Here is a 22,995-nt window from a genome sequence, read left to right on the forward strand (position 1 = left end):
TTATATACCTCCAATATATTATTTAAAAAGTGAGAGTTAAGAGTTTTATTCCGCCCTTAGCTCTCAATTTTAAATTACTTTAATACAATATATTTTAAAATTTAATTATAGATACTTTTTAGATAATTCTTTAGCAAATTTAATTTGCTCATCATTTAATTTTTTCATAGGTTGTCTACAATATCCTGCATCTACACCCTTATCTTTTAACATTTCTTTTATAGTTTGATATAATCCGTTGCTTAATATACCTTCTATTAAATCATTAGTAACATGTTGAATTTCATAAGCTTTTTGAATTTCACCTTTTTTAGCTAATTCAAAAATTTCTTTTGCTCTTTTTCCATTTACATTAAATGTACTTCCTATAGCTCCATCTACTCCTGAAACTACAGCTGGTAATAACATTTCATCAAATCCTGAGAATATCAATTTATTTGGAAAAGCTTTTCTTAATCTTTCTAATAAATAGAAATCTGCTGCTGTGAATTTAACACCTATTACTTTTTCATTTTCAAATAGCTCTGCAAATTGATTTAAAGTTATATTAACACCTGTTAAAAATGGTATTGAATATATGATCATGTTATTTCCTGTTTCTTCTATAATTGTGTTATAGTAATTTTTTATCTCACTAAAATCAAACTTATAATAAAAAGGAGTTACTGCTGATAAAGAATCATATCCTAATTTTGTGGCAAATTTTCCTAATTCAACAGCTTCCTTTAAATTAATAGATCCTACTTGTGCTATTAATTTCACAGCATCTTTTGCTTCATCTTTAACTATTTCAAATATTCTTTTCTTTTCTTCTGTAGCTAACATGAAGTTTTCTCCTGTACTTCCACCTACATAAAGACCATCTACATTACATACATCAATATTATAACGTACTAATTGTCTTAATCCTTCTTCCTTAAGATTTCCGTTTTCATCATATGGTACTAATAAAGCTGAAAAAATTCCTTTCATTTTACGTCCTCCTATAATTTAAAATTTATAAAATTTACGATTGGTCACGCGAACATTTTTGCGCAAATTAAATTTATAAGTTTTTATTTTACATAATAGTTAATGAAATAATAAATTTATAAAACCTTTGTAAATGTTTTCTTAACTTTATGGTTTCATTATATATGTTCTCGAGAACATTTTCAAGTACTTTTTTTAATTTTTTTAATCTTCTATATAGTGAGAACCTAAACTATTTTCTCTATTTAATATAGAATTTAATACAACCTTACTCATTTTTATATAGTTTCTTAATACAAACGCTTTTTTACTTTGTTGTGAATTATACAAATAATTATATATGTTAAACTCACTTTCAATATTTTCTATAATTTTTATGGCCTCCTTTACATCCTTTTTCTTTCTTATTATAGAAGCATTATTATACATAAGCTCTCTTATATAAGTTATCTTTTCTTCTAAATCATAATTTTTAACTTCCTTAACTAAGTTATTTTCCTCTATAAAATACTTTTCAATATCCTTTTTACTATTTGGTTCTTCTATTTCTTTTTTATCTATATACTTAACTGATTCTTTTCCTGCTATTTTTCCAAATACCATAGCATTAACTGTAGATAATCCTCCTATTCTGTCTGCACCATGAACACCGCCTGTAACCTCTCCCGCTGAATATATACCTTTTATTGAAGTTTCAGCTTTCTCATTTATATCTATTCCACCATTAGCAGCATGGGCAAATGGAATAATTATTATTTCACTATCATCTAAAGCACCTTTTGATTCTAACCATTTAAAGTAATTAAATATAAGTGTATCTTTTATATTTAATATATCTTTAGGATAAGTAAATCTGATGCCTTCTTTAGATTTTAGATATTCCTTAAACATATTGATATCAACATATTTTGAATTTAGTCTACTAGTAAAAGGTCCATGTGTTGATCTTTCTTTTAAAACTTGCTTTTCATTTAAAAAATTAGGTAAATTATCTTTTAAAATACTTTCCCCATTTTTATTTTTAAGGGTTATATAATTAAAAACTCTTTCATTGAATATAGTTTTATAATGTGGTGTTATATAAGCTGGTATAAATTGAATAAACTCCATATTTATAAGCTTACATCCTACTTCAACTGCTGGTATATGAGCATTTAGAGCCATATCTTTTGTACTTAAATTATATTTATATATATTTGTAAAACCGCCTGTTGCTATTATAATTGCCTTAGCAAAAATTTGTATATATTCTCCTTCATCTGTAATAAATATAGCTGAAGAAAAACTATCCTTTTCATCTTTAATTATCTTAATTAAATTAGTATTTTCTAAAATGTTTAAATTCTTATCTTCTTTTAATTTTGAGAAAGCTATTTTTGCAGTTTTAAAATCAAAGCCATACCACTTTCTAGGCTTTTTATCAAAGCATGGTATAACATTTTCTCCGTCTATTGGTCTTCTAAACTTAATACCTAAATTCATAAAATCTTTTATATAGCTTTCAGCATTTTCTATTAGGGTAGTTACTAATTTTTCATTAGGTATTCCACATCCTACGTCCATTATAGTATCAACAAAATCTTTTTTATCCTCTTCATCTTCAGCTACAACCATACCTAAGCCCCAAGTGCCAGGATAAAAACTAGCTCCAGAACAAAACTTTCCACTACTTACTAAAATAGTATTTTTATTTGCCTTAACTGTCTCTATAGCTGCTGATATTCCTGCAATGCCAGTTCCAACAACTACTATATCAGAAGTTATACTTTTCATATTAATCCTCCCTTATAATTTATATAATTAAATATTAAACTGCAAACGTTTTTTATACAAGTATGAAAAATGCCTTAATTATATAAATATTAAATTTTTATAATTAAAGCATAGTTTCCCTGACTACTATTCTGCTATCCATAATATACTTATTATTTACATTTTCCATGTCTTTATATAATTTTTCAAACATGAATTTTCCAGCAAAATATCCTTCTTCATAACATTTCTCAATAACTGTTGCAATTATTTTTTTATTCATAATTAATTTTTTCATATCTTCAGACATACCATTTCCTATTATATTCATTTTTTTATTGTATTTATTATCTATATATTTAACTATATCTGTTAAAAATCTTGTAGCATAAATAGCCTTTACATTAGTAGTCATATATTCTTCTAAAATTGATTTAATATCCTTCATTAGATTTTCTGAATATATCGGACCCACTATAAAATTTGTGTTTTCTTCTTTAACTCTACTTAAAAAACCATCCATATATAATTTTGATGAAATTCTATCATCTACTGTATCTAACACTAAGATTTTTTCATCTTGTTGCAATGTACTAATAAGTATTTCTGCCGCTATTCTACCTGATTTAAAATAATTTGGACCTACATAAAAAATAGAATTATCAAGTGGTATATCCAAAGTAATAAAATGTATTTGAGGATTTTGCATCTTTATTTCTTTTATTTCTTTTTTTAATAATGGAGTTATTATTATACCTTCAACATCTTTTTCTTTTATTATTTTTTTTAATTCTATTAGTTGTTTCTCTGGAGTTTCTATATCTGTTTGTATTATGTTTATACTATATCCATAAAAACTAAATTCTGTTTCTGCTTCTTTAAGTCCAGCTTTTATTTTTTCTGTATAATATTTATTTCTAGATTCTATTATAAAAGCATAAATATTTTTATTCTTTTTTCTAGCTAATGAACTACTTATAGGATTCTTTTTATATCCTAGCTCTTCAGCTAAATTTAGTATTTTTTCTTTTGTTTCTGGCTTTATATTCTTGTTACCATTTAAAGCCCTAGCTACTGTTGTTCTTGATATATTTAGCATTTTTGCTATATCTTCTTGTTTAACCAACCTCATCATCACCTACCTTGAAATTTCTTAATGTATTACTATCTATTATACTAAAAAAGTTTTTTATATCCTAATTATTATTAAATAATTTTTTTCTAAACAGTAAATAAAAGAACTTTATAGCATTTATAGGTACTCTCTTTGAATATTATTTAATAACTTTTGCCTTAGTACATACTATTTTAAATCTAATAGCATTACTAACACCTTAATATTAAAATTATTCTAATCTAGTATCTATGACATTCTTTAAGTTCTAATATATTATTAATTATAAAATAAAGATAATATTGTGATTAAAATGTATACATGTTAATATATTGTTGGGTAGTATCCATACGGAACTGCACCGAATTGTTTTTATTTTTTACCCATACTGCTCATATCTATAGGAATGGGACAGTTATATTAATAACATTTTTTGCCCAAATATATTTGGGATATTTTTTCATATCATTTTTATATAATTTATAACAATTCAGTTGCATTCTAATTCTACCCACCCTATTAATTTAAAATTTATAGGTTTAGAAATATTTTAGGGAGGGTCAAATTATATGAAAAACTCAGTCAAAACTTTTCAAGAACTCAAGAACAAAGATGAGAAAATAACTATGCTCACAGCTTATGACTATTCTATGGCAAAACTTATAGACTCTTGCAAAATAAATGGCATTTTAGTTGGTGACTCTTTGGGTATGGTTTGCTTAGGTTATGAAAATACTTTAAGTGTAACCATGGAAGATATGATTCACCATACAAAAGCCGTTGCAAGAGGTGCTATTAACTCATTAGTAGTTGGTGATATGCCCTTTATGTCATATCAAACCTCTACTTATGATGCAGTAGTTAATGCAGGTCGTTTTATAAAAGAAGCCCAAGCCTCTGCAGTTAAGCTAGAAGGTGGCGCTACTGTAATAGATCAAGTTAAAGCCATAGTAAAAGCTCAAATTCCTGTAATGGGACATATAGGATTAACTCCTCAATCTGTAAACATGTTTGGTGGTTTTAAAGTTCAAGGAAAAGAGCTAGATAAAGCAAAAGAATTAATAGAAGATGCAAAAAAACTAGAAGATGCAGGTGCTTTTTCTATAGTGCTTGAATGTATTCCTGAAAAACTATCAAAAATTATAAGCGAATCTATATCTATACCAACCATAGGAATAGGTGCTGGTAAGTATTGTGATGGTCAAATTTTAGTTTATCATGATATGTTATCTATGTTTTCTGATTTTAAACCTAAATTTGTAAAATCCTTTGGTGACGTAGGTTCTGCTATAAATTCAGGTGTGAAAAACTATATAAATGAAGTTAAAAGTGAAAATTTTCCAGAGAAAGAACACTCTTTTAAAATAGATGATGAAATAATAGAAAAATTATACTAAAAAATTTTTAAAATAGAATTTATGAGAGGATGGTGAAAAGCTGAATTTTATCAGCTTATATTATGAAAGTAATGCATACTATTAAAGAAGTAAAAAATATAATAAATAAATGGAAAAAAGATGATTTATCTATAGGTTATGTTCCTACTATGGGTTATTTACATGAGGGACATGCATCTCTTATAAAAAAAGCTAGAGAGGAAAATGATAAAGTTATTGTATCTATTTTTGTAAATCCAATTCAATTCGGACCAAATGAAGATTATGCCTCTTATCCTAGAGATTTAAATAAAGATTCTGCTCTATGTGATAGTATTGGTGCAGATTTAGTTTTTAATCCAGAACCTTCTGAAATGTATCCTAATAAAACATATACTCATGTAAATGTGAGTTTACTAACAAATAACTTATGTGGTGCAAGAAGGCCTGGTCATTTTCAAGGTGTATGTACAGTTCTTACAAAATTTTTTAATATAATAACTCCAAATAAAGCTTACTTTGGTGAAAAAGATGCCCAACAATTAGCTGTAATAAAAAAAATGGTTAAAGATTTAAATTTCAACGTAGAAATTGTAGGCTGCCCTATAGTAAGAGAAATTGATGGCTTAGCTAAAAGTTCTAGAAATTCTTATTTAAATAAAGAAGAAAGAACAGCTGCCTTGGTTTTAAATAAAAGCTTAAAAACTGCTTTAAATTTATTAAAAAGCGAAGAAAGAAATCCCTCTAAAATAAAAAATTTAATAATAGAAACAATAGAAAAAGAACCTTTAGCAAAGATAGATTATGTAGAAATTGTAGATAGCCTAAACCTTCAATCTGTAGAAAATATTGATTCTAACATATTAATAGCTATAGCTGTATATGTTGGTAACACTAGACTTATAGATAATTTTACTTTTGAAATTTAAATATCTATTTATTTTTATTATACCGCTATATTTAAACATAAAATATTAAAATTAGACAAAATTACCTATTTTTAATATACTTATGGCGTGTTAAGAATATATTTTTTATATAATAACAAAATATGGAGGTATGATATGTTAAAGAACAAAAAACATTGTTTCCTATTAGTTGTAACTATATTATTTGTAATTTCATTAATGGGATGTACTAATAAAAATAACTCTAGTAAAACTGTAGAAAAAAAAGAGGATATTATAAGAGTAGCTATATCCCCAGGATATTATCCTTTTATATTTAAAGAAAATGATAAATTAAAAGGTTTTGAAATTGATTTATGGAACGAAATTAGCAAAAGAACTGGTGCCAAAATTAAATATGAGTGTGCAGATTTTAGTGGTTTATTCGGATTATTAGATTCAGATAAAGTAGACACAGTTTCCGCTCAAATTTCTATTACAGATAAAAGAAAAGAAAAATATAATTTTTCTGTACCTTACGAATACAGCGGTATGCAACTTGTAGTTAAAAGTAATAATAATTCAATAAATACTTTAAATGATTTAAATGGAAAAACCGTTGGTATAGGAATAGGTTCTGTAGCCAATGACATAGTAAAAAAACAGGATCCAGAAAATAAAATTAAAATAGTAAACTATACTAGTGCTACCCTAAAAGGTAATTATACAGACTTAAATCTTGGAAGAATAGATTCTGTGTTTGCTCAAGATATAGAAGCTTTAATCTCTATAAAAAAATCTAATTTAGATTTAAAATTAGTTGGACAACCTATAGATTATGCTCCTATAGCCTTTCCTTTTGCTAAAACTAAAAAAGGAGATACCTTACGTGAAAAAGTAGATAAATCTATTAACGACATGAGAAAAGATGGTACCTTAAAAAAGCTTTCAAATAAATGGATTGGTGAAGATATAACAACAAATAAAACAAAACAATAAAATAAAATGTTCTTATAACTTATATTTTATTAAATTTTGTAAATACTAATATTAGAAAATTTAATGAAGGAGATGTAAGTTATGAAAACATTAGATATTATTGCACTTGTATTAGTAGTTATAGGAGCTATAAACTGGGGTCTTATAGGATTCTTTAGATTTGATTTAATTGCAGCTTTATTCGGAAATTTATCTGCATTTTCAAGAGTTATATATGCTCTTGTGGGTATAGCTGGTTTATATGCAATTTCTTTCTTCGGAAGAGATAGAGAATCTAATGGTGAAGAAGAGTAACTAAAACTAATTTAAAAAATAAAATGATTATCAGATATACCTCATTATAGGTTTCTGATAATCATTTTTATTTTAATTAAACACTAACTTTTTCTCCTAATTGAGAAGTTGAATTTTCATTTTCTATAATATCATTTGGTTTTCCTACAAATCTAACAATGCAACCTACCAATATTATTGATAAGGGCAATACCATATAAACAGGAATACCCATTCCTACAGGTATATATCCAAATACTATTGAACAAAATGCTATAGTTAAAGAATACACCATTTGAGTTGAAGTATGATCTAAGTGATCACACGCTGCTCCCATAGAAGATAGTATTGTAGTATCTGATATTGGAGAACAGTGATCGCCAAATATAGCTCCTGTTAATACAGCACTTGCACACATAACTACATAACTATATTCTGGTGATATCGCATGAGCTAATGGAATAGTAAGAGGCATCAATATTCCCATAGTTCCATAAGATGTTCCTGTAGCAAAAGATATTATAGCTCCAAAAATAAATATAATACTTGGTAATAAGAACTTTGGTATAGAGTTTGATAAAATAGATACTAAAAATGTAGCAGTTCCAAGTTCTTTTATAACCGCACTTAAAGACCATGCTAAAAGTAATATAACTCCTGTTATTATTAATGATTTCATACCAGTTACCCAAGTATCTATAGCCTGAGAAACCTTAAATGCCTTTTGACACACTCCCATTATTATAGCTACAATGCTTGCAAGTAATGCAGATTGGAATAAAACTACACTGGCATCTGAAGCACTAAATGCCTCTCTAATAGCTTCAAATGATGATGGGGAATTTTGAAGTAATTGTATTAATGCCTTATCCTTGCCACCCATTATAGCTTGATAACCATTATAATAAAATCCTACAAAAGCACCCAATATTAATATAGATATAGGTATTATAGCATTCCATATGTTTAACTTTATGCCTTCCTTTGGCTCAAGTTCTGTAGTTTCATCGGATACCATTGGATTAGCTGTATCTGATAAAAGTTTTCCTGTAGTTCTAGCTCTTCTTTCTGCTTTTAACATAGGTCCAAAATCTCTAGCAAATAATGCTAGAAATACAACAAACATTAATATTAAAATATTATAGAATCTATAAGGTATAGTTTGTAAGAATAATCCATAGGCATTTATATTTTCGCCTATACTGGCATAAGCATCTTTTATTAAACTTATTTCATATCCTACCCAAGTAGATATAACAGCTATTCCTGCAATAGGTGCTGCTGTGGCATCTATTATAAAAGATAACTTTTCTCTAGATATCTTCATTTTATCTGAAACTGGTCTCATTATAGGTCCTACTATAAGTGAATTTGCATAATCGTCAAAGAATACTAGTATTCCTAAAAACCAAGTTATAATTTGAGTACTTCTTGGAGTTTTAGCCTTTTTAGCTAAAGATTCTGCTATAGCCTTAGCTCCGCCCATCTTTGAAATTACAGCAATAAGTCCACCAATGGTCATACACTGAAGTATAATTCCCGCATTCCATGGATCTGCAAGAGAAGTTAGTATTCTATTTACTAAATCTAAAAACGCATTGAAAATTGCTCCAAATATATTAGTCCCTCTTAATTGTAGTAGAAAAGATCCAGAAAATACACCTATAGTCAAAGATATAACTACATTCTTAGTTATGAATGCTAATACTATAGCTATTACTGGTGGTAGAAGTGTCCAAATACCTAATCTGCTAGCATTTTGTGCTATTGCTTTAGCATCAATGTCTGCTGCCATTACTCCGTTTGAAATTAATAAAACAAATATGCAACATAAAGTTAAAGTTAGAATTGTTCTCTTTTTATTTATCATTTTTTATCCTCCTCTATTTTAATAAATTTATAAGTCTTTAAGACTTAAAATTTTAGTGAATAAGGGGAGGAAAACCATCATCAACTATCAAAGGTATAATATTAATTTTCTTAGCTAAGATAATAAATATTTTATAAAAATCCATTTTGTAAGCTTACAAGGTTTAAATTAAAAATAAAAGCCTTGAGTGCTTTTTCACTCAAGGCAAATAAACTTAATAAATTAATATTGCAAACATCTAGAATTACAATACAAACATAGATACCTTTGAATGATAGCTCTCCACAAAATAATTTGTGACAGTCCTACATATATTCTATGTAGTCCCAGCATACAATCTTAAAGCCTTAACTGTACACTTCGGCAATATTACCTTTTCTCTTACTTCATAGTGCTTACCTCTGTAAGAGTACTATTTAATATTGCACCTCTATCCTTATTTATTCACTTTTAATTTATTATAATATTAACTTAATATATAGTCAAGCCTTCATTACAAAATTTTTCTAATTATTCATAGTAACCTTAAAACATCTCTTTTATATCATTTATAAGATTATTTATATTTTTTTTAGAAACTCTTTAGTTCTTTTCTCCTTGGGAAAATTAAAAATTTCATTAGGTTTTCCTTCCTCTATTATTTTTCCATTATCCATAAAAATAACTCTATTAGCTACTTCCTTTGCAAAACTCATTTCATGAGTTACTACAATCATTGTCATTCCCTCTTTAGCTAATTCTTTCATAACAGATAGAACTTCCCCTACAAGTTCAGGGTCTAAAGCAGATGTGGGTTCATCAAATAGCATTATATCTGGATTCATAGCAAGTGATCTTGCTATGGCTACCCTTTGTTTTTGTCCACCTGACAACTTATTTGGATAAAAATCTTCTTTATCTTCTAATCCTACTTTTTTTAATAAACATCTAGCCCTTTTTAAAACTTCATGTTTATCTTCTTTTTTAGAAATTAGAGGAGCTAAAATTATATTTTGAAGTACAGTCTTATGGGGAAATAAATTAAAATTTTGAAAAACCATACCCATTTTATAGGATAATCTTTTCATGCTTTTTTTATTTTTTATATTTAATTTTTCACCATTAATTTCAATACTTCCTTCTTGTATTTCTTCTAGTCCATTTAAGCACCTTAAAAATGTACTTTTACCTGACCCCGAAGGCCCTATTATAACTAGTACCTCACCTTTTTTTACTTTTATATTTAAATCATTAAAAACAGTTAATTTTTTAAATTTTTTAGTAATATTTTTTGTTTCCATTATAACTTTATTACTTTTCATATAATCAGTATTAACTGCTATATTTTCCATAATAAAACCCTCCAATCCCCTTTATCACTTTAACACGATAAAACATTAAAACATATTTATACTTTAACATATAATTCTGCCTTTGAAAATACCCTAAATAAAAAATAAGATTTTCTTCTTAAAAAGAAAATCTATATTTACAACCTACTTTATATACTAAGTTTATTTATTACTTCTTCTGTAAATTCTTCTGTAGAACTATTTCCTCCCAAATCCTCTGTCAAACATTTTCCTTCTTCTAAAACTTTCTCAATAGCTTTTTCTATTTTTATTCCTTTTTCATCTTCTCCAATATATTTCAACATCATGGCTGCACTTAATATACAAGCTGTTGGATTTGCTTTATTTTTTCCAGCAATATCTGGTGCTGCTCCATGAGCAGCTTCAAACACTGCTACTTCCTCTCCTATATTAGCTCCTGAAATTAATCCAAGTCCCCCTACTAATCCAGCTGCCATATCAGATAAAATATCGCCATATAGATTAGGCATAACTAAAATATCATATTGTTCAGGATTTAACACTAATTTCATAGCCATAGCATCCACTATTACATCTTCAAATTCTATGTCTTTATACTTACTTGCTACTTTTTTTGCACATTTTAGAAATAACCCATCAGATATTTTCATTATATTAGCCTTATGCACTGCAGTAATTTTATTTCTTTTATCTTTTCTTGCTAAGTTAAAGGCATGTTCTACAATTCTATCACTAGCTTTTCTGCTTATTATTTTTACACTTTCTGCTATATCATCAGTTATCATATGTTCTATTCCTGCATATAAATCCTCTGTATTTTCTCTAACAATAATTAAATTTATATCTTTATATTTAGAGGTAACCCCTTTATAAGTTTTAATCGGTCTTATATTAGCATATAAATTCAAACTTTTCCTTAGCATAACATTTACACTTCTAAATCCCCTACCAACTGGTGTAGTTACAGGACCCTTTAGTGCTACTTTATTTTTCTTTATACTATCTAAAACCTTATCTGGAAGAGGAGTGTTATATTCATCTATTACACTTGCGCCTGCTTCTTTTATATCCCAATTTATATCTATATTTAAAGCATCTAACACTTTTTTAGCTGCATAAGTTACCTCAGGGCCTATTCCATCTCCTGGTATTAAAGTTATATTGTAAGCCATAATTCACCCTCCAATATTTAGTTGACTTTGTATTTAAAATATGAAAAATCTAAATACGCTAAACTAATTTCAATTAATTACTTTTTAAAATTATTTTTCTTTTAAATCTATTTATTAAAAATATAGTTATAAATAATAAATTATTATCTGTTTTTTATTAAATTTAATAATCCACCTTCAATTAACATTTGCTTTTGTCTTTCGGTAGCCTCTAATAAAAACTCATATTCTTTTTGTTTTGTAATATTGTTAACTTTAATAATACCCTTATTTACTCCCTCTATAGAATTTTCTATTTTTAAATCGTCTAATACATCTATATCTTCATAATCATTTTCATTTTTAAATACTAAAGGTATTATTCCATTATTTATAAGATTAGATTTGTGAATTCTGGCAAAAGATTTAGCAATTACTGCTTTTACCCCCAAATAAAGTGGTACTAATGCAGCATGTTCTCTACTAGAACCTTGCCCATAATTAGTTCCTGCAACTATAAATCCACCCTTATATTTTTCAGCCTTTGTAGAAAACTTCTCATCACAAGGTCTTAAACAAAACTTAGATAAATACGGTATATTAGATCTATATGGTAATAATTTAGCATTAGATGGCATTATATGATCTGTAGTAATATTATCATAAACTTTAGTTAAAACCTTCCCTTCTAATTTTTCATCTAACATTTTTGATTTAGGGAATGGTTTTATATTAGGTCCTCTAACTATTTTAATTTCACTTTTATCTTCTGCTGGTGATACTATTAAATTATCATTTACTAAAAACTTTTCAGGCATTTTCACTTCTGGAAAATCATTAAATTCTGTAGGATCTGTTATATATCCAGTTAAAGCTGATATAGCAGCCACCTCAGGACTTACTAGATAAACTTTAGCTGATGCTGTCCCTGAACGACCCTTAAAATTTCTATTAAAAGTTCTTAAAGAAACCCCATCTGTAGAAGGTGATTGCCCCATACCTATGCATGGACCACATCCACATTCTAATATTCTAGCACCAGAACCTATTAAATAGGATAGCGCCCCTTCATCTGCTAACATATTTAAAACTTGTTTAGAACCTGGCGCTATAACTAAAGATACATTATCATTTACAGTTTTATCTTTTAATATTTTAGCTGTTCTTAACATATCTATATAAGAAGAATTAGTACAACTTCCTATAGCTACTTGGCTTACCTTAATATCTTTTAAATCAGATACTGGCACTACCTTATCTGGACTATGTGGACATGCAGCCAATGGCTTTAATGTATTTAAATCCACTTCTACTTCTTCATCATAAGTAGCATCTTTATCCGCAATTATTTCCTTATAATCTTTCTCTCTTCCTTGAGCTTTTAGAAAACTTAAAGTAATTTCATCAGAAGGAAAAATGGAAGTGGTAGCTCCAAGTTCTGCCCCCATATTAGTTATAGTTGCTCTTTCTGGTACTGAAAGACTTTTTACACCTTCACCTGTATATTCAAATATTTTTCCTACTCCACCCTTAACAGAAAGTCTTCTTAAAATCTCTAAAATTATATCCTTAGCTGAAACCCAATGTCTTAACTTACCTTTTAAATTAACTTTAACTATCTTAGGCATGTTTATATAATATTCTCCTCCTGCCATAGCAACTGCAATATCTAACCCTCCTGCTCCTATAGCTAGCATTCCTATACCTCCCGCTGTAGGAGTATGGCTATCCGATCCTAATAAGGTATTTCCTGGAGAGCTAAATCGTTCTAAATTAACTTGGTGACATATACCATTACCTGGTTTTGAAAAATAAATTCCATATTTTTTTGCTATGGTTTGTATATATAAATGATCATCCGCATTTTCTGGACCGGTTTGAAGTATATTATGATCTATATACGCTACTGAACATTTGGTTTTTACTTTATCTACCCCTAAAGCTTCAAGTTGAAGATAAGCCATAGTTCCTGTAGAATCTTGTGTTAAAGTTTGATCTATCTTAAGTGCAATTTCTTCTCCTACCTTCATGTTTCCTTTAACTAAATGTGATTTTATTATTTTCTCTGCTACATTTAATCCCAATTGTAGTTCCCCCATTCTAAAATATTTCTACTAATTCGTTTCAAAATAATACTTATAAATTAACTACAGTTTTTAAAATTTCAGGCATTATTTGTTCTACTACAAATTCCAATTCTTTATTTCCTATGATAGTTGTTCTACCATACTTATACTCATTATCTATCCATTCTTTTATAGGAATAATTCTTTTATCCTTTTTATCTATTTTATTAACTCCTTTTAATTTAAAATAGGTATTTATCCAAGCTGCTATTCCGGCTAATCCTGAATATTGGTTAACAGCTACTACTATTGGCCTATTTAATACTTTATCAGTGTCAAATATATTATAAATTTCTTCATTTTTTAAGATTCCATCTGCATGAATACCAGCTCTAGTTACATTAAAATCTCTTCCTACAAAAGGAGTTCTTGCAGGTATACTATAATTCATTTCTTTATTAAAATACTCTGCTATTTCAGTTATTACATGCAAATTCATATTTTTAACATTTCCTTTTAGTTGAGCATATTCCATAACCATAGCCTCTAATGGACAGTTCCCTGTTCTTTCACCAATTCCTAAAAGAGAAGTATTTATAGATGAACATCCATACAGCCAAGCAGTTGTAGCATTACTTACCACAGAATAAAAATCATTATGACCGTGCCATTCTATTCTTTCTGAAGGAACATTACAGCAATTTCTAAGACCATATATAATACCTTGAACACTTCTTGGAAGTGAAGCTCCTACATAAGGTATTCCTAATCCTAAAGTATCACAAGCTCTTATCTTTATTGGAACATTAGCTTGTTTTGAAATTTCCATTAGCTTGTTTACAAAAGGAACTACAAATCCATGAAAATCAGCTCTTGTTATATCCTCTAAGTGACATCTTGGAATTATGCCATTTTCTAATGCTTCATAAATTAAAGATATATACATATCCATAGCTTCTTTTCTCGTCATATTTAATTTTTTAAATATATGATAATCAGAACAAGACATAAGCATTCCTGTTTCTTTTATTCCCATTTCCTTAACAAGACTAAAATCTTTTCTATTAGCTCTTATCCATGAAGTAACTTCTGGAAATTTGTATCCCCTTTCCATACAAATTCTAGCTGCTTCTCTATCCTTTTTAGAATATAAAAAAAACTCTGTTTGTCTTATTATTCCTGAATTATTATCAAGATTATGAAGATAATCATAAATTTTTACTATTTGTTCCGTAGTATACGGTGGCATAGATTGCTGACCATCTCTAAAAGTAGTATCCGTAATAAAAATATCCTTTGGAAGGTCCATAGGCAACATAATATTATTAAAAGTTACTTTTGGAAGTTCAGTATACGGAAATATATCCTTATATAAATTAGGTCTATTTATATCTTTTAAAATCTGTCCATATGAAAAATAATTACTCTTATCCATCATAATCCCCCCATAATTTCTTTAATATGAAAATACTTTTTTGCATTATTTTCATTCATCTATGAATTTTTTAAATCATTTCTTGCATTTTTATTTTTTTAATTATATTTTAATAGTAAAAAGATAAAAAAATAATGAATATTTATAAAAGGTTTTAGCCATATAATTAAGATTATACGTAATGTTTCTTATATTTATACTTCATATTTTAACATCTTCTATTATTTTATTCAAGAAAAATTATTCATTTTTTGAAAGTTTATTTTATATTTAATTCATTTTAATATTTTTATAAAAAAATCTGATAATTAATCCATCTTTATATTAACTTGCAATACATAAAATGAATAATAAAAAAACTTATTAATTTTATAAAAAAACTACCAAATTCACTTCTTATAAATGAACTTGGTAGTTAAACTTTATTATTTTCTTATTTCATCTAAAGTATCTTGAATTATATTTCTAACTTCCTCTGATAAATTACCTTGTTGCTCTCTTGATAGGTTTTCTACATATATTGGCTTACCCACAATAAAATTAACTTCTGCAGGCTTTATCCATCCGTTATTTGCTTCTCTTGCTTTATATGTACCATCTATAGTTATAGGTACTACTGGCACCTTAGCCTTGATAGCTAATTTCATGCTACCCTTTTTAAAGCTTCCTAGTTTTTCTCCTCTACTTCTAGTTCCTTCAGGAAATATAAGCATATCATAGCCATCTTGCAGATTTTTAATTCCCTCGTTTATTGTTTTTATAGCCTCTCTAACATTTTGTCTATCTATAAATACACATTTTATTTGTCTCATCCAATAAGTTAATATTTTAGCCTTTAACATTTCCTTTTTAGCTACAAAACCTACAGGTCTTCCTAAAGAAGATATAACCACAGGTATATCTAATAATCCTTGATGATTTGCAACAAATAAACATGTACCCTCAGGTATGTTTTCCAATCCTTTCTTGTTTACTTTTATACCTACAGTTCTCAAAGTAAAGTTTGCCCAATTTATTACAATCTTGTTTATATACTTTTGAATTTTTTCTTCGTCACTATGCTTTTTTAAATATTTTAACTTAAGCATTTTGAAAAAAGTTAAAAGCATATACACTGCAAAACTCAAATATAAAATAATAGTCCTCATGTTTAACTCTCCCTTTTAAAATTTATGTAGTATATTTTAATTTACACTCACTTTTTCTATTATAATATAATAGAAAAAACTTATCCACTTTTACTTTAACTATAATCATAGTAAAATAATAATGAGTCATAATAACAATTTTAAAGGAGTTGAAATAATGAAAACACTAAAAAAGTACATAAGTATATTATTTGTTCTATTAATAACCTTTGCATTTACTGCTTGTGCCAATACATCAGTTTCAAAGGAATCTACTTCAAATAGTAATAATAAAATGCTTGTTCACTATATTGATGTTGGACAAGGTGATAGTGAATTAATTCAATTAAATGATAAAAATATACTTATAGACGCAGGTACTAGAAAAAGTTCAGATAAAGTAGTATCTTATCTAAAAAAGCAAAACATAAAAAAGCTGGATTATGTAATAGCAACTCATCCACACGAAGATCATATTGGTGGTATTCCAGCAGTATTAAAGAATTTTGAAGTAGATAATTTCTATGCACCTAAAAAAACTGCTAATACAAAAATTTTTAAAGATATGATCAGCGAGCTGAAAAATAAAAATTTAAAAATAAACGTAGCTAAAGCAGGCAAAACCTTAGATATAGGTAACAATGCGGAAGCAAAGTTCGTAGCCCCTAATAATGATAACTATCAGAAAACTAACGATTATTCCGCTGTTATCAAAATTACTTATGGAAGTTCTAAATTTTTATTTACTGGAGATGCAGAAAAACTAAGCGAAAAAGAAATGTTAAGTAACCATATAGATATTTCTTGTAATGTATTAAAAGCAGGCCATCATGGTAGCCATTCCTCTTCTTCAAAAGAATTTTTAGATAAAACTAATCCTAAGACAGTAATAATTAGTTGCGGTAAAAATAATGATTATGGACATCCCCACAAAGAAACGTTAAAAGAATTGAAAAAAAGAAATATACAAGTTTATAGAACAGATATCGATGGAGATATAATACTAACTTCTGATGGAAAGAATATAAGTAAATAACTTAATGATATTAAAAAGCTTTCGTAGAATATTACGAAAGCTTTTTATAATATAAATAAAAAAATAAAGGTTTTAGTTAAAACCAAAACCTAATACTTCTAATATTTGATAAAAATGGCTCCGCAGAAAGGATTCGAACCTTCAACCTATCGGTTAACAGCCGAGTGCTCCACCATTGAGCTACTGCGGAACATTTTATCTGGCAACGACCTACTCTTCCACAGGGCCTCCCCTGCAGTACCATCGGCGCTTTGAAGCTTAACCTTCGTGTTCGGCATGGAAACGGGTGTTACCTTCAAGCCATAATCACCAGATGCTGATTTACAAAAATCTTTGATTTCGTTTTGAATCAGTACTCCTTAGCTTTAGCTAAATGAGTTTCCTTTTTGAAAGAATCATGTTCTCTCAAAATTGCACAGTATATTTTGGTCAAGCCCTCGACCTATTAGTATTAGTCAGCTAAACATGTTACCACGCTTACACCTCTAACCTATCTACCTAGTGTTCTTCTAGGGGTCTTACTGACTTATGTCATGGGAAATCTAATCTTAAGGTGGGCTTCACGCTTAGATGCTTTCAGCGTTTATCCCGTCCCGATATAGCTACCCAGCCATGCCACTGGCGTGACAACTGGTACACCAGAGATCGGTCCATCCCGGTCCTCTCGTACTAAGGACAGCTCCTTTCAAATTTCCTACGCCCGCGACGGATAGGGACCGAACTGTCTCACGACGTTCTGAACCCAGCTCGCGTGCCGCTTTAATGGGCGAACAGCCCAACCCTTGGGACCTACTTCAGCCCCAGGATGCGACGAGCCGACATCGAGGTGCCAAACCTCCCCGTCGATGTGGACTCTTGGGGGAGATCAGCCTGTTATCCCCGAGGTAGCTTTTATCCGTTGAGCGATGGCCCTCCCACGAGGTACCACCGGATCACTAAGCCCGACTTTCGTCCCTGCTCCACCTGTATGTGTCGCAGTCAAGCTCCCTTCTGCCTTTGCACTCTACGCGCGATTTCCGACCGCGCTGAGGGAACTTTTGGGCGCCTCCGTTACTTTTTAGGAGGCGACCGCCCCAGTCAAACTGTCCACCTAACAATGTCCCGTGACCAGATTCATGGCCGCCGGTTAGAATTCCAGTACTGTCAGGGTGGTATCCCAAGGTTGACTCCACTTAGGCTGACGCCCAAGCTTCTAAGTCTCCCACCTATCCTGTACAGACAATACCGAAACTCAATGCTAAGCTACAGTAAAGCTCTACGGGGTCTTTCCGTCCAATCGCGGGTAGCAAGCATCTTCACTTGCACTACAATTTCGCCGGATTTGCTGTTGAGACAGTGCCCAAATCATTACGCCATTCGTGCGGGTCGGAACTTACCCGACAAGGAATTTCGCTACCTTAGGACCGTTATAGTTACGGCCGCCGTTTACTGGGGCTTAAGTTCATACCTTCGCTTACGCTAAGTATTCCCCTTAACCTTCCAGCACCGGGCAGGCGTCAGCCCCTATACATCAGCTTTCGCTTTAGCAGAGACCTGTGTTTTTGCTAAACAGTTGCTTGGGCCTATTCACTGCGGCCTACTTTCGTAGGCACCCCTTCTCCCGAAGTTACGGGGTTAATTTGCCTAGTTCCTTAACAGCAATTCTTCCGATGGTCTTAGGATTCTCTCCTCACCTACCTGTGTCGGTTTGCGGTACGGGCACCAATTTACTCGATAGAGGCTTTTCTTGGCAGTGTGGAATCAGATACTTCGCTAAAATTAGCTCCCCATAACACCTCAACTAAGCTTGACGGATTTGCCTATCAAGCACGTCTAAGTGCTTAGACGCACATCCAATAGTGCGCACATCTTATCCTACTGCGTCACCCCATTTCTCAAACGCAAATGGGTGGTATCGGAATATCAACCGATTGTCCATCACCTACGCCTTTCGGCCTCGGCTTAGGTCCCGACTAACCCTGAGCGGACGAACCTTCCTCAGGAAACCTTAGGTTTTCGACCAATAAGATTCTCACTTATTTCTCGCTACTTATGCCAGCATTCTCACTTCTGTACAGTCCACCACTCCTTACGGTATGACTTCAACCCATACAGAAAGCTCCTCTACCACGTGTACGAAGTACACATCCATAGCTTCGGTGGTAAGTTTGAGCCCCGGACATCTTCGGCGCAGGATCTCTTGACTAGTGAGCTATTACGCACTCTTTAAATGAGTGGCTGCTTCTAAGCCAACATCCTAGTTGTCTTAGAAATCCCACATCCTTTTCCACTTAACTTACACTTTGGGACCTTAGCTGATGGTCTGGGCTGTTTCCCTTTTGACCACGGATCTTATCATTCGTAGTCTGACTGCCGTGATACAAGTATATGGCATTCGGAGTTTGATAGGGTTCGGTAACTGTTGTCAGCCCCTAGCCCATTCAGTGCTCTACCTCCATTACTCAATTACACGACGCTAGCCCTAAAGCTATTTCGAGGAGAACCAGCTATCTCCGAGTTCGATTGGAATTTCTCCGCTATCCACAGCTCATCCCATGGTTTTTCAACACCAACGTGGTTCGGACCTCCACGAAATTTTACTTTCGCTTCATCCTGGCCATGGATAGGTCACCCGGTTTCGGGTCTACATCATGCAACTTAGCGCCCTATTCAGACTCGGTTTCCCTTCGGCTTCATACCTTAAGTACTTAACCTTGCTACATAACGTAACTCGCTGGCTCGTTCTACAAAAAGCACATCGTCACACATTAACGTGCTACGATCGGTTGTAGGCACACGGTTTCAGGTTCTATTTCACTCCCCTTCCGGGGTTCTTTTCACCTTTCCCTCACGGTACTGCTTCACTATCGGTCACTAGGTAGTATTTAGCCTTGGGAGGTGGTCCTCCCAGCTTCCCACAAGGTTTCACGTGTCTTATGGTACTCTGGAGTAGATCTTAAAGTGTCGTCTTTTCACCTACAGGACTATTACCTTCTGTGGTAAAGCGTTCCAGCTTTCTTCGGTTAAAACTAAACTTGTTTATGATCTATCCGCAACCCCAGAAACAAGTTTCTGGTTTGGGCTCTTTCCCTTTCGCTCGCCGCTACTTAGGAAATCGATTTTTCTTTCTCTTCCTCCGGGTACTTAGATGTTTCAGTTCCCCGGGTTTACCCTCATATACCTATGTATTGAGTATATGATACATGGGGTTACCCATGTGAGTTTCCTCATTCGGAAATCTTCGGATCTCAGCCTATTTGCGGCTACCCGAAGCTTATCGCAGCTTATCACGTCCTTCATCGGCTCCTAGTGCCAAGGCATTCACCATGCGCCCTTTGTAGCTTGACCTAAAATCTATTTGTTCTACAAAGGTAATTTTACCTTTGGCTTTACTATATATACTGTGCAATTTTCAAAGAACATTGGTGGGCTTAAATGGACTCGAACCATCGACCTCACGCTTATCAGGCGTGCGCTCTAACCAGCTGAGCTATAAGCCCACAATTTGGTGGAGATAAGGAGATTCGAACTCCTGACCCCCTGCTTGCAAGGCAGGTGCTCTCCCAACTGAGCTATACCCCCATATTGCGTTAAGATAATCTACAATTTAGAGTTGATAGTTTTAAACAAACTTACTATTAACTCCGCTTATATATTACCTTTAAAAGTTATTAGAAAGACACTTGGTCCCTCAAAATTAAACAGAGAATTCAGCCTTAAGAAAGATGTTACTCTTTCTTATACTCCTTAGAAAGGAGGTGATCCAGCCGCAGGTTCTCCTACGGCTACCTTGTTACGACTTCACCCCAATCACTAATCCCACCTTCGGCCGCTGGCTCCTTACGGTTACCTCACGGACTTCGGGTGTTACCAGCTCTCATGGTGTGACGGGCGGTGTGTACAAGGCCCGGGAACGTATTCACCGCAACATTCTGATTTGCGATTACTAGCAACTCCAGCTTCATGTAGGCGAGTTGCAGCCTACAATCCGAACTGAGATAGGTTTTAAAAGTTTTGCTCCACCTCACGATATTGCATCTTTTTGTACCTACCATTGTAGCACGTGTGTAGCCCTGGACATAAGGGGCATGATGATTTGACGTCATCCCCACCTTCCTCCCGGTTACCCGGGCAGTCTCATTAGAGTGCTCAACTTAATGGTAGCAACTAATAAAAGGGGTTGCGCTCGTTGCAGGACTTAACCTAACATCTCACGACACGAGCTGACGACAACCATGCACCACCTGTCTCCCTGCCCCGAAGGGCTTCGCCTATCTCTAGGTTATTCAGGGGATGTCAAGTCCAGGTAAGGTTCTTCGCGTTGCTTCGAATTAAACCACATGCTCCGCTGCTTGTGCGGGCCCCCGTCAATTCCTTTGAGTTTTAATCTTGCGACCGTACTCCCCAGGCGGGATACTTAATGTGTTAACTGCGGCACAGAAGGAGTTGATACCTCCTACACCTAGTATCCATCGTTTACGGCGTGGACTACCAGGGTATCTAATCCTGTTTGCTACCCACGCTTTCGTGCCTCAGCGTCAGTTACAGTCCAGAAAGCCGCCTTCGCCACTGGTGTTCTTCCTAATATCTACGCATTTCACCGCTACACTAGGAATTCCGCTTTCCTCTCCTGTACTCTAGATGCCCAGTTTGAAATGCAGCCCCCAAGTTAAGCCCGGGTATTTCACATCTCACTTAAGCATCCGCCTACGCACTCTTTACGCCCAGTAAATCCGGACAACGCTCGCCACCTACGTATTACCGCGGCTGCTGGCACGTAGTTAGCCGTGGCTTCCTCCTCTGGTACCGTCATTATCGTCCCAGAAAACAGAGCTTTACAATCCGAAGACCTTCATCACTCACGCGGCGTTGCTGCGTCAGGGTTTCCCCCATTGCGCAATATTCCCCACTGCTGCCTCCCGTAGGAGTCTGGACCGTATCTCAGTTCCAATGTGGCCGATCACCCTCTCAGGTCGGCTACGCATCGTTGCCTTGGTGAGCTGTTACCTCACCAACTAGCTAATGCGCCGCGGGCCCATCTCAAAGCAATAAATCTTTGATGAAAAAATCATGCGATTCTCTCATGTTATGCGGTATTAATCCTCCTTTCGGAGGGCTATCCCCCACTTTGAGGCAGGTTGCCCACGTGTTACTCACCCGTCCGCCGCTAATCCACTTCCCGAAGGAAGCTTCATCGCTCGACTTGCATGTGTTAAGCACGCCGCCAGCGTTCGTCCTGAGCCAGGATCAAACTCTCAATTTAAAAGTTTAATCTTCTCAAAATCATTGACAAGGTTTTATACCTTGTTACTGGCTGTGTTACAAGAAAAATTTCTTGTTATTCTCTGTTTAATTTTCAAAGACCAATTTGCTAATGCTTAGTTATGATAACATATGTTTTTTATGTTGTCAACTCTAAGTTTCTTTCGCCGTTTGCCGACGACATAAAGTATTCTATCATATTTTTACTCTATTATTAATTAAATACGTATCATTTAAAGAAATTATTTTATTTATACTTATTTTTTCTTCTTATTATTAAAATTTTCATATAAAGATACACTTGGCACTGTTATTTAGTACAAGCTATGGAATTTCACATCAATTCTTATTGGATCTCACAAAAACATTACAATATAAGTTTA

14 protein-coding genes, 3 tRNA genes, 3 rRNA genes and 1 riboswitch are annotated in these 22,995 nt (G+C 32.2%); of the genes, 5 read left to right on the forward strand and 15 right to left on the reverse strand.

Annotated features, from left to right (window positions below; genetic code table 11):
• Positions 1 to 105: 105 nt before the first annotated feature.
• The 3 genes from BN1711_RS10440 to BN1711_RS10450 form a co-directional block, all read right to left on the reverse strand.
• On the reverse strand, positions 106 to 972 hold the full coding sequence (locus BN1711_RS10440; protein WP_050608094.1) for an N-acetylneuraminate lyase: 867 nt from the start codon (positions 970 to 972) through the stop codon (positions 106 to 108).
• A 204-nt stretch (positions 973 to 1,176) separates the two neighbouring features.
• Complete coding sequence (locus tag BN1711_RS10445) at positions 1,177 to 2,745, reverse strand: FAD-binding protein (protein WP_050608095.1); 1,569 nt, start codon at positions 2,743 to 2,745, stop codon at positions 1,177 to 1,179.
• A 103-nt stretch (positions 2,746 to 2,848) separates the two neighbouring features.
• Entirely contained in the window at positions 2,849 to 3,859 is a 1,011-nt protein-coding gene (locus tag BN1711_RS10450) for a LacI family DNA-binding transcriptional regulator (protein WP_243128265.1), read from the reverse strand.
• A 548-nt stretch (positions 3,860 to 4,407) separates the two neighbouring features.
• Here BN1711_RS10450 and panB point away from each other — a divergent pair.
• From panB to BN1711_RS10470, 4 genes are all read left to right on the forward strand, one after another.
• Entirely contained in the window at positions 4,408 to 5,235 is an 828-nt protein-coding gene (gene panB / locus BN1711_RS10455) for a 3-methyl-2-oxobutanoate hydroxymethyltransferase (RefSeq protein WP_050608097.1), read from the forward strand.
• A 62-nt stretch (positions 5,236 to 5,297) separates the two neighbouring features.
• The gene (panC, locus tag BN1711_RS10460) at positions 5,298 to 6,143 is read left to right on the forward strand and encodes a pantoate--beta-alanine ligase (protein WP_050608098.1); all 846 of its coding nucleotides are present in this window, start codon (positions 5,298 to 5,300) and stop codon (positions 6,141 to 6,143) included.
• A gap of 135 nt (positions 6,144 to 6,278) precedes the next feature.
• On the forward strand, positions 6,279 to 7,100 hold the full coding sequence (locus BN1711_RS10465; protein ID WP_050608099.1) for an amino acid ABC transporter substrate-binding protein: 822 nt from the start codon (positions 6,279 to 6,281) through the stop codon (positions 7,098 to 7,100).
• Positions 7,101 to 7,181: 81 nt separating this feature from the next.
• Positions 7,182 to 7,394, forward strand: a complete 213-nt coding sequence (locus tag BN1711_RS10470; protein WP_050608100.1) for a DUF378 domain-containing protein — start codon at positions 7,182 to 7,184, stop codon at positions 7,392 to 7,394.
• A gap of 76 nt (positions 7,395 to 7,470) precedes the next feature.
• Here the strand turns inward: BN1711_RS10470 and BN1711_RS10475 are convergent, their stop codons facing one another.
• The 6 genes from BN1711_RS10475 to BN1711_RS10500 all read right to left on the reverse strand — a co-directional run bounded on the left by BN1711_RS10475 (position 7,471) and on the right by BN1711_RS10500 (position 16,356).
• A complete protein-coding gene (locus tag BN1711_RS10475) occupies positions 7,471 to 9,243 on the reverse strand; it encodes a Na+/H+ antiporter NhaC family protein (RefSeq protein WP_050608101.1) in 1,773 nt (590 codons plus the stop codon).
• 267 nt (positions 9,244 to 9,510) lie between these two features.
• A riboswitch (Lysine riboswitch) is annotated at positions 9,511 to 9,684 on the reverse strand.
• Positions 9,685 to 9,803: 119 nt separating this feature from the next.
• Positions 9,804 to 10,574: an amino acid ABC transporter ATP-binding protein gene (locus BN1711_RS10480; protein WP_050608102.1), complete on the reverse strand. Its 771-nt coding sequence runs from the start codon at positions 10,572 to 10,574 to the stop codon at positions 9,804 to 9,806.
• A 149-nt stretch (positions 10,575 to 10,723) separates the two neighbouring features.
• Positions 10,724 to 11,728, reverse strand: a complete 1,005-nt coding sequence (locus tag BN1711_RS10485) for an isocitrate/isopropylmalate dehydrogenase family protein (protein ID WP_050608103.1) — start codon at positions 11,726 to 11,728, stop codon at positions 10,724 to 10,726.
• 143 nt (positions 11,729 to 11,871) lie between these two features.
• Positions 11,872 to 13,791 (reverse strand): aconitate hydratase, encoded by a 1,920-nt coding sequence (locus BN1711_RS10490; protein WP_050608104.1) that lies wholly within the window; start codon positions 13,789 to 13,791, stop codon positions 11,872 to 11,874.
• 52 nt (positions 13,792 to 13,843) lie between these two features.
• Positions 13,844 to 15,208 (reverse strand): beta/alpha barrel domain-containing protein, encoded by a 1,365-nt coding sequence (locus BN1711_RS10495; protein WP_129582158.1) that lies wholly within the window; start codon positions 15,206 to 15,208, stop codon positions 13,844 to 13,846.
• A 425-nt stretch (positions 15,209 to 15,633) separates the two neighbouring features.
• Positions 15,634 to 16,356 (reverse strand): lysophospholipid acyltransferase family protein, encoded by a 723-nt coding sequence (locus BN1711_RS10500; protein ID WP_050608106.1) that lies wholly within the window; start codon positions 16,354 to 16,356, stop codon positions 15,634 to 15,636.
• A gap of 157 nt (positions 16,357 to 16,513) precedes the next feature.
• On the opposite strand from BN1711_RS10500, the gene BN1711_RS10505 reads away from it, so the two are divergent.
• Positions 16,514 to 17,371: a ComEC/Rec2 family competence protein gene (locus BN1711_RS10505; RefSeq protein WP_050608107.1), complete on the forward strand. Its 858-nt coding sequence runs from the start codon at positions 16,514 to 16,516 to the stop codon at positions 17,369 to 17,371.
• Between the two features lie 115 nt (positions 17,372 to 17,486).
• Here the strand turns inward: BN1711_RS10505 and BN1711_RS10510 are convergent.
• The 6 genes from BN1711_RS10510 to BN1711_RS10535 form a co-directional block, all read right to left on the reverse strand.
• Positions 17,487 to 17,561 (reverse strand) — tRNA-Asn (locus BN1711_RS10510).
• Between the two features lie 7 nt (positions 17,562 to 17,568).
• A 5S ribosomal RNA gene (gene rrf / locus BN1711_RS10515) occupies positions 17,569 to 17,685 on the reverse strand.
• 111 nt (positions 17,686 to 17,796) lie between these two features.
• Positions 17,797 to 20,698 (reverse strand): 23S ribosomal RNA (locus BN1711_RS10520).
• Between the two features lie 75 nt (positions 20,699 to 20,773).
• A tRNA-Ile gene (locus BN1711_RS10525) sits at positions 20,774 to 20,850 on the reverse strand.
• A gap of 6 nt (positions 20,851 to 20,856) precedes the next feature.
• Positions 20,857 to 20,932: transfer RNA gene (locus BN1711_RS10530), tRNA-Ala, on the reverse strand.
• A gap of 169 nt (positions 20,933 to 21,101) precedes the next feature.
• A 16S ribosomal RNA gene (locus tag BN1711_RS10535) occupies positions 21,102 to 22,613 on the reverse strand.
• Together the 16S, 23S and 5S rRNA genes with 3 tRNA genes alongside form the textbook arrangement of a ribosomal RNA operon.
• Between the last annotated feature and the right edge of the window lie 382 nt (positions 22,614 to 22,995).

Origin of the sequence: Clostridium niameyense (assembly GCF_001243045.1) — a bacterium.
Classification (GTDB): Bacteria; Bacillota; Clostridia; order Clostridiales; family Clostridiaceae; genus Clostridium_F; species Clostridium_F niameyense.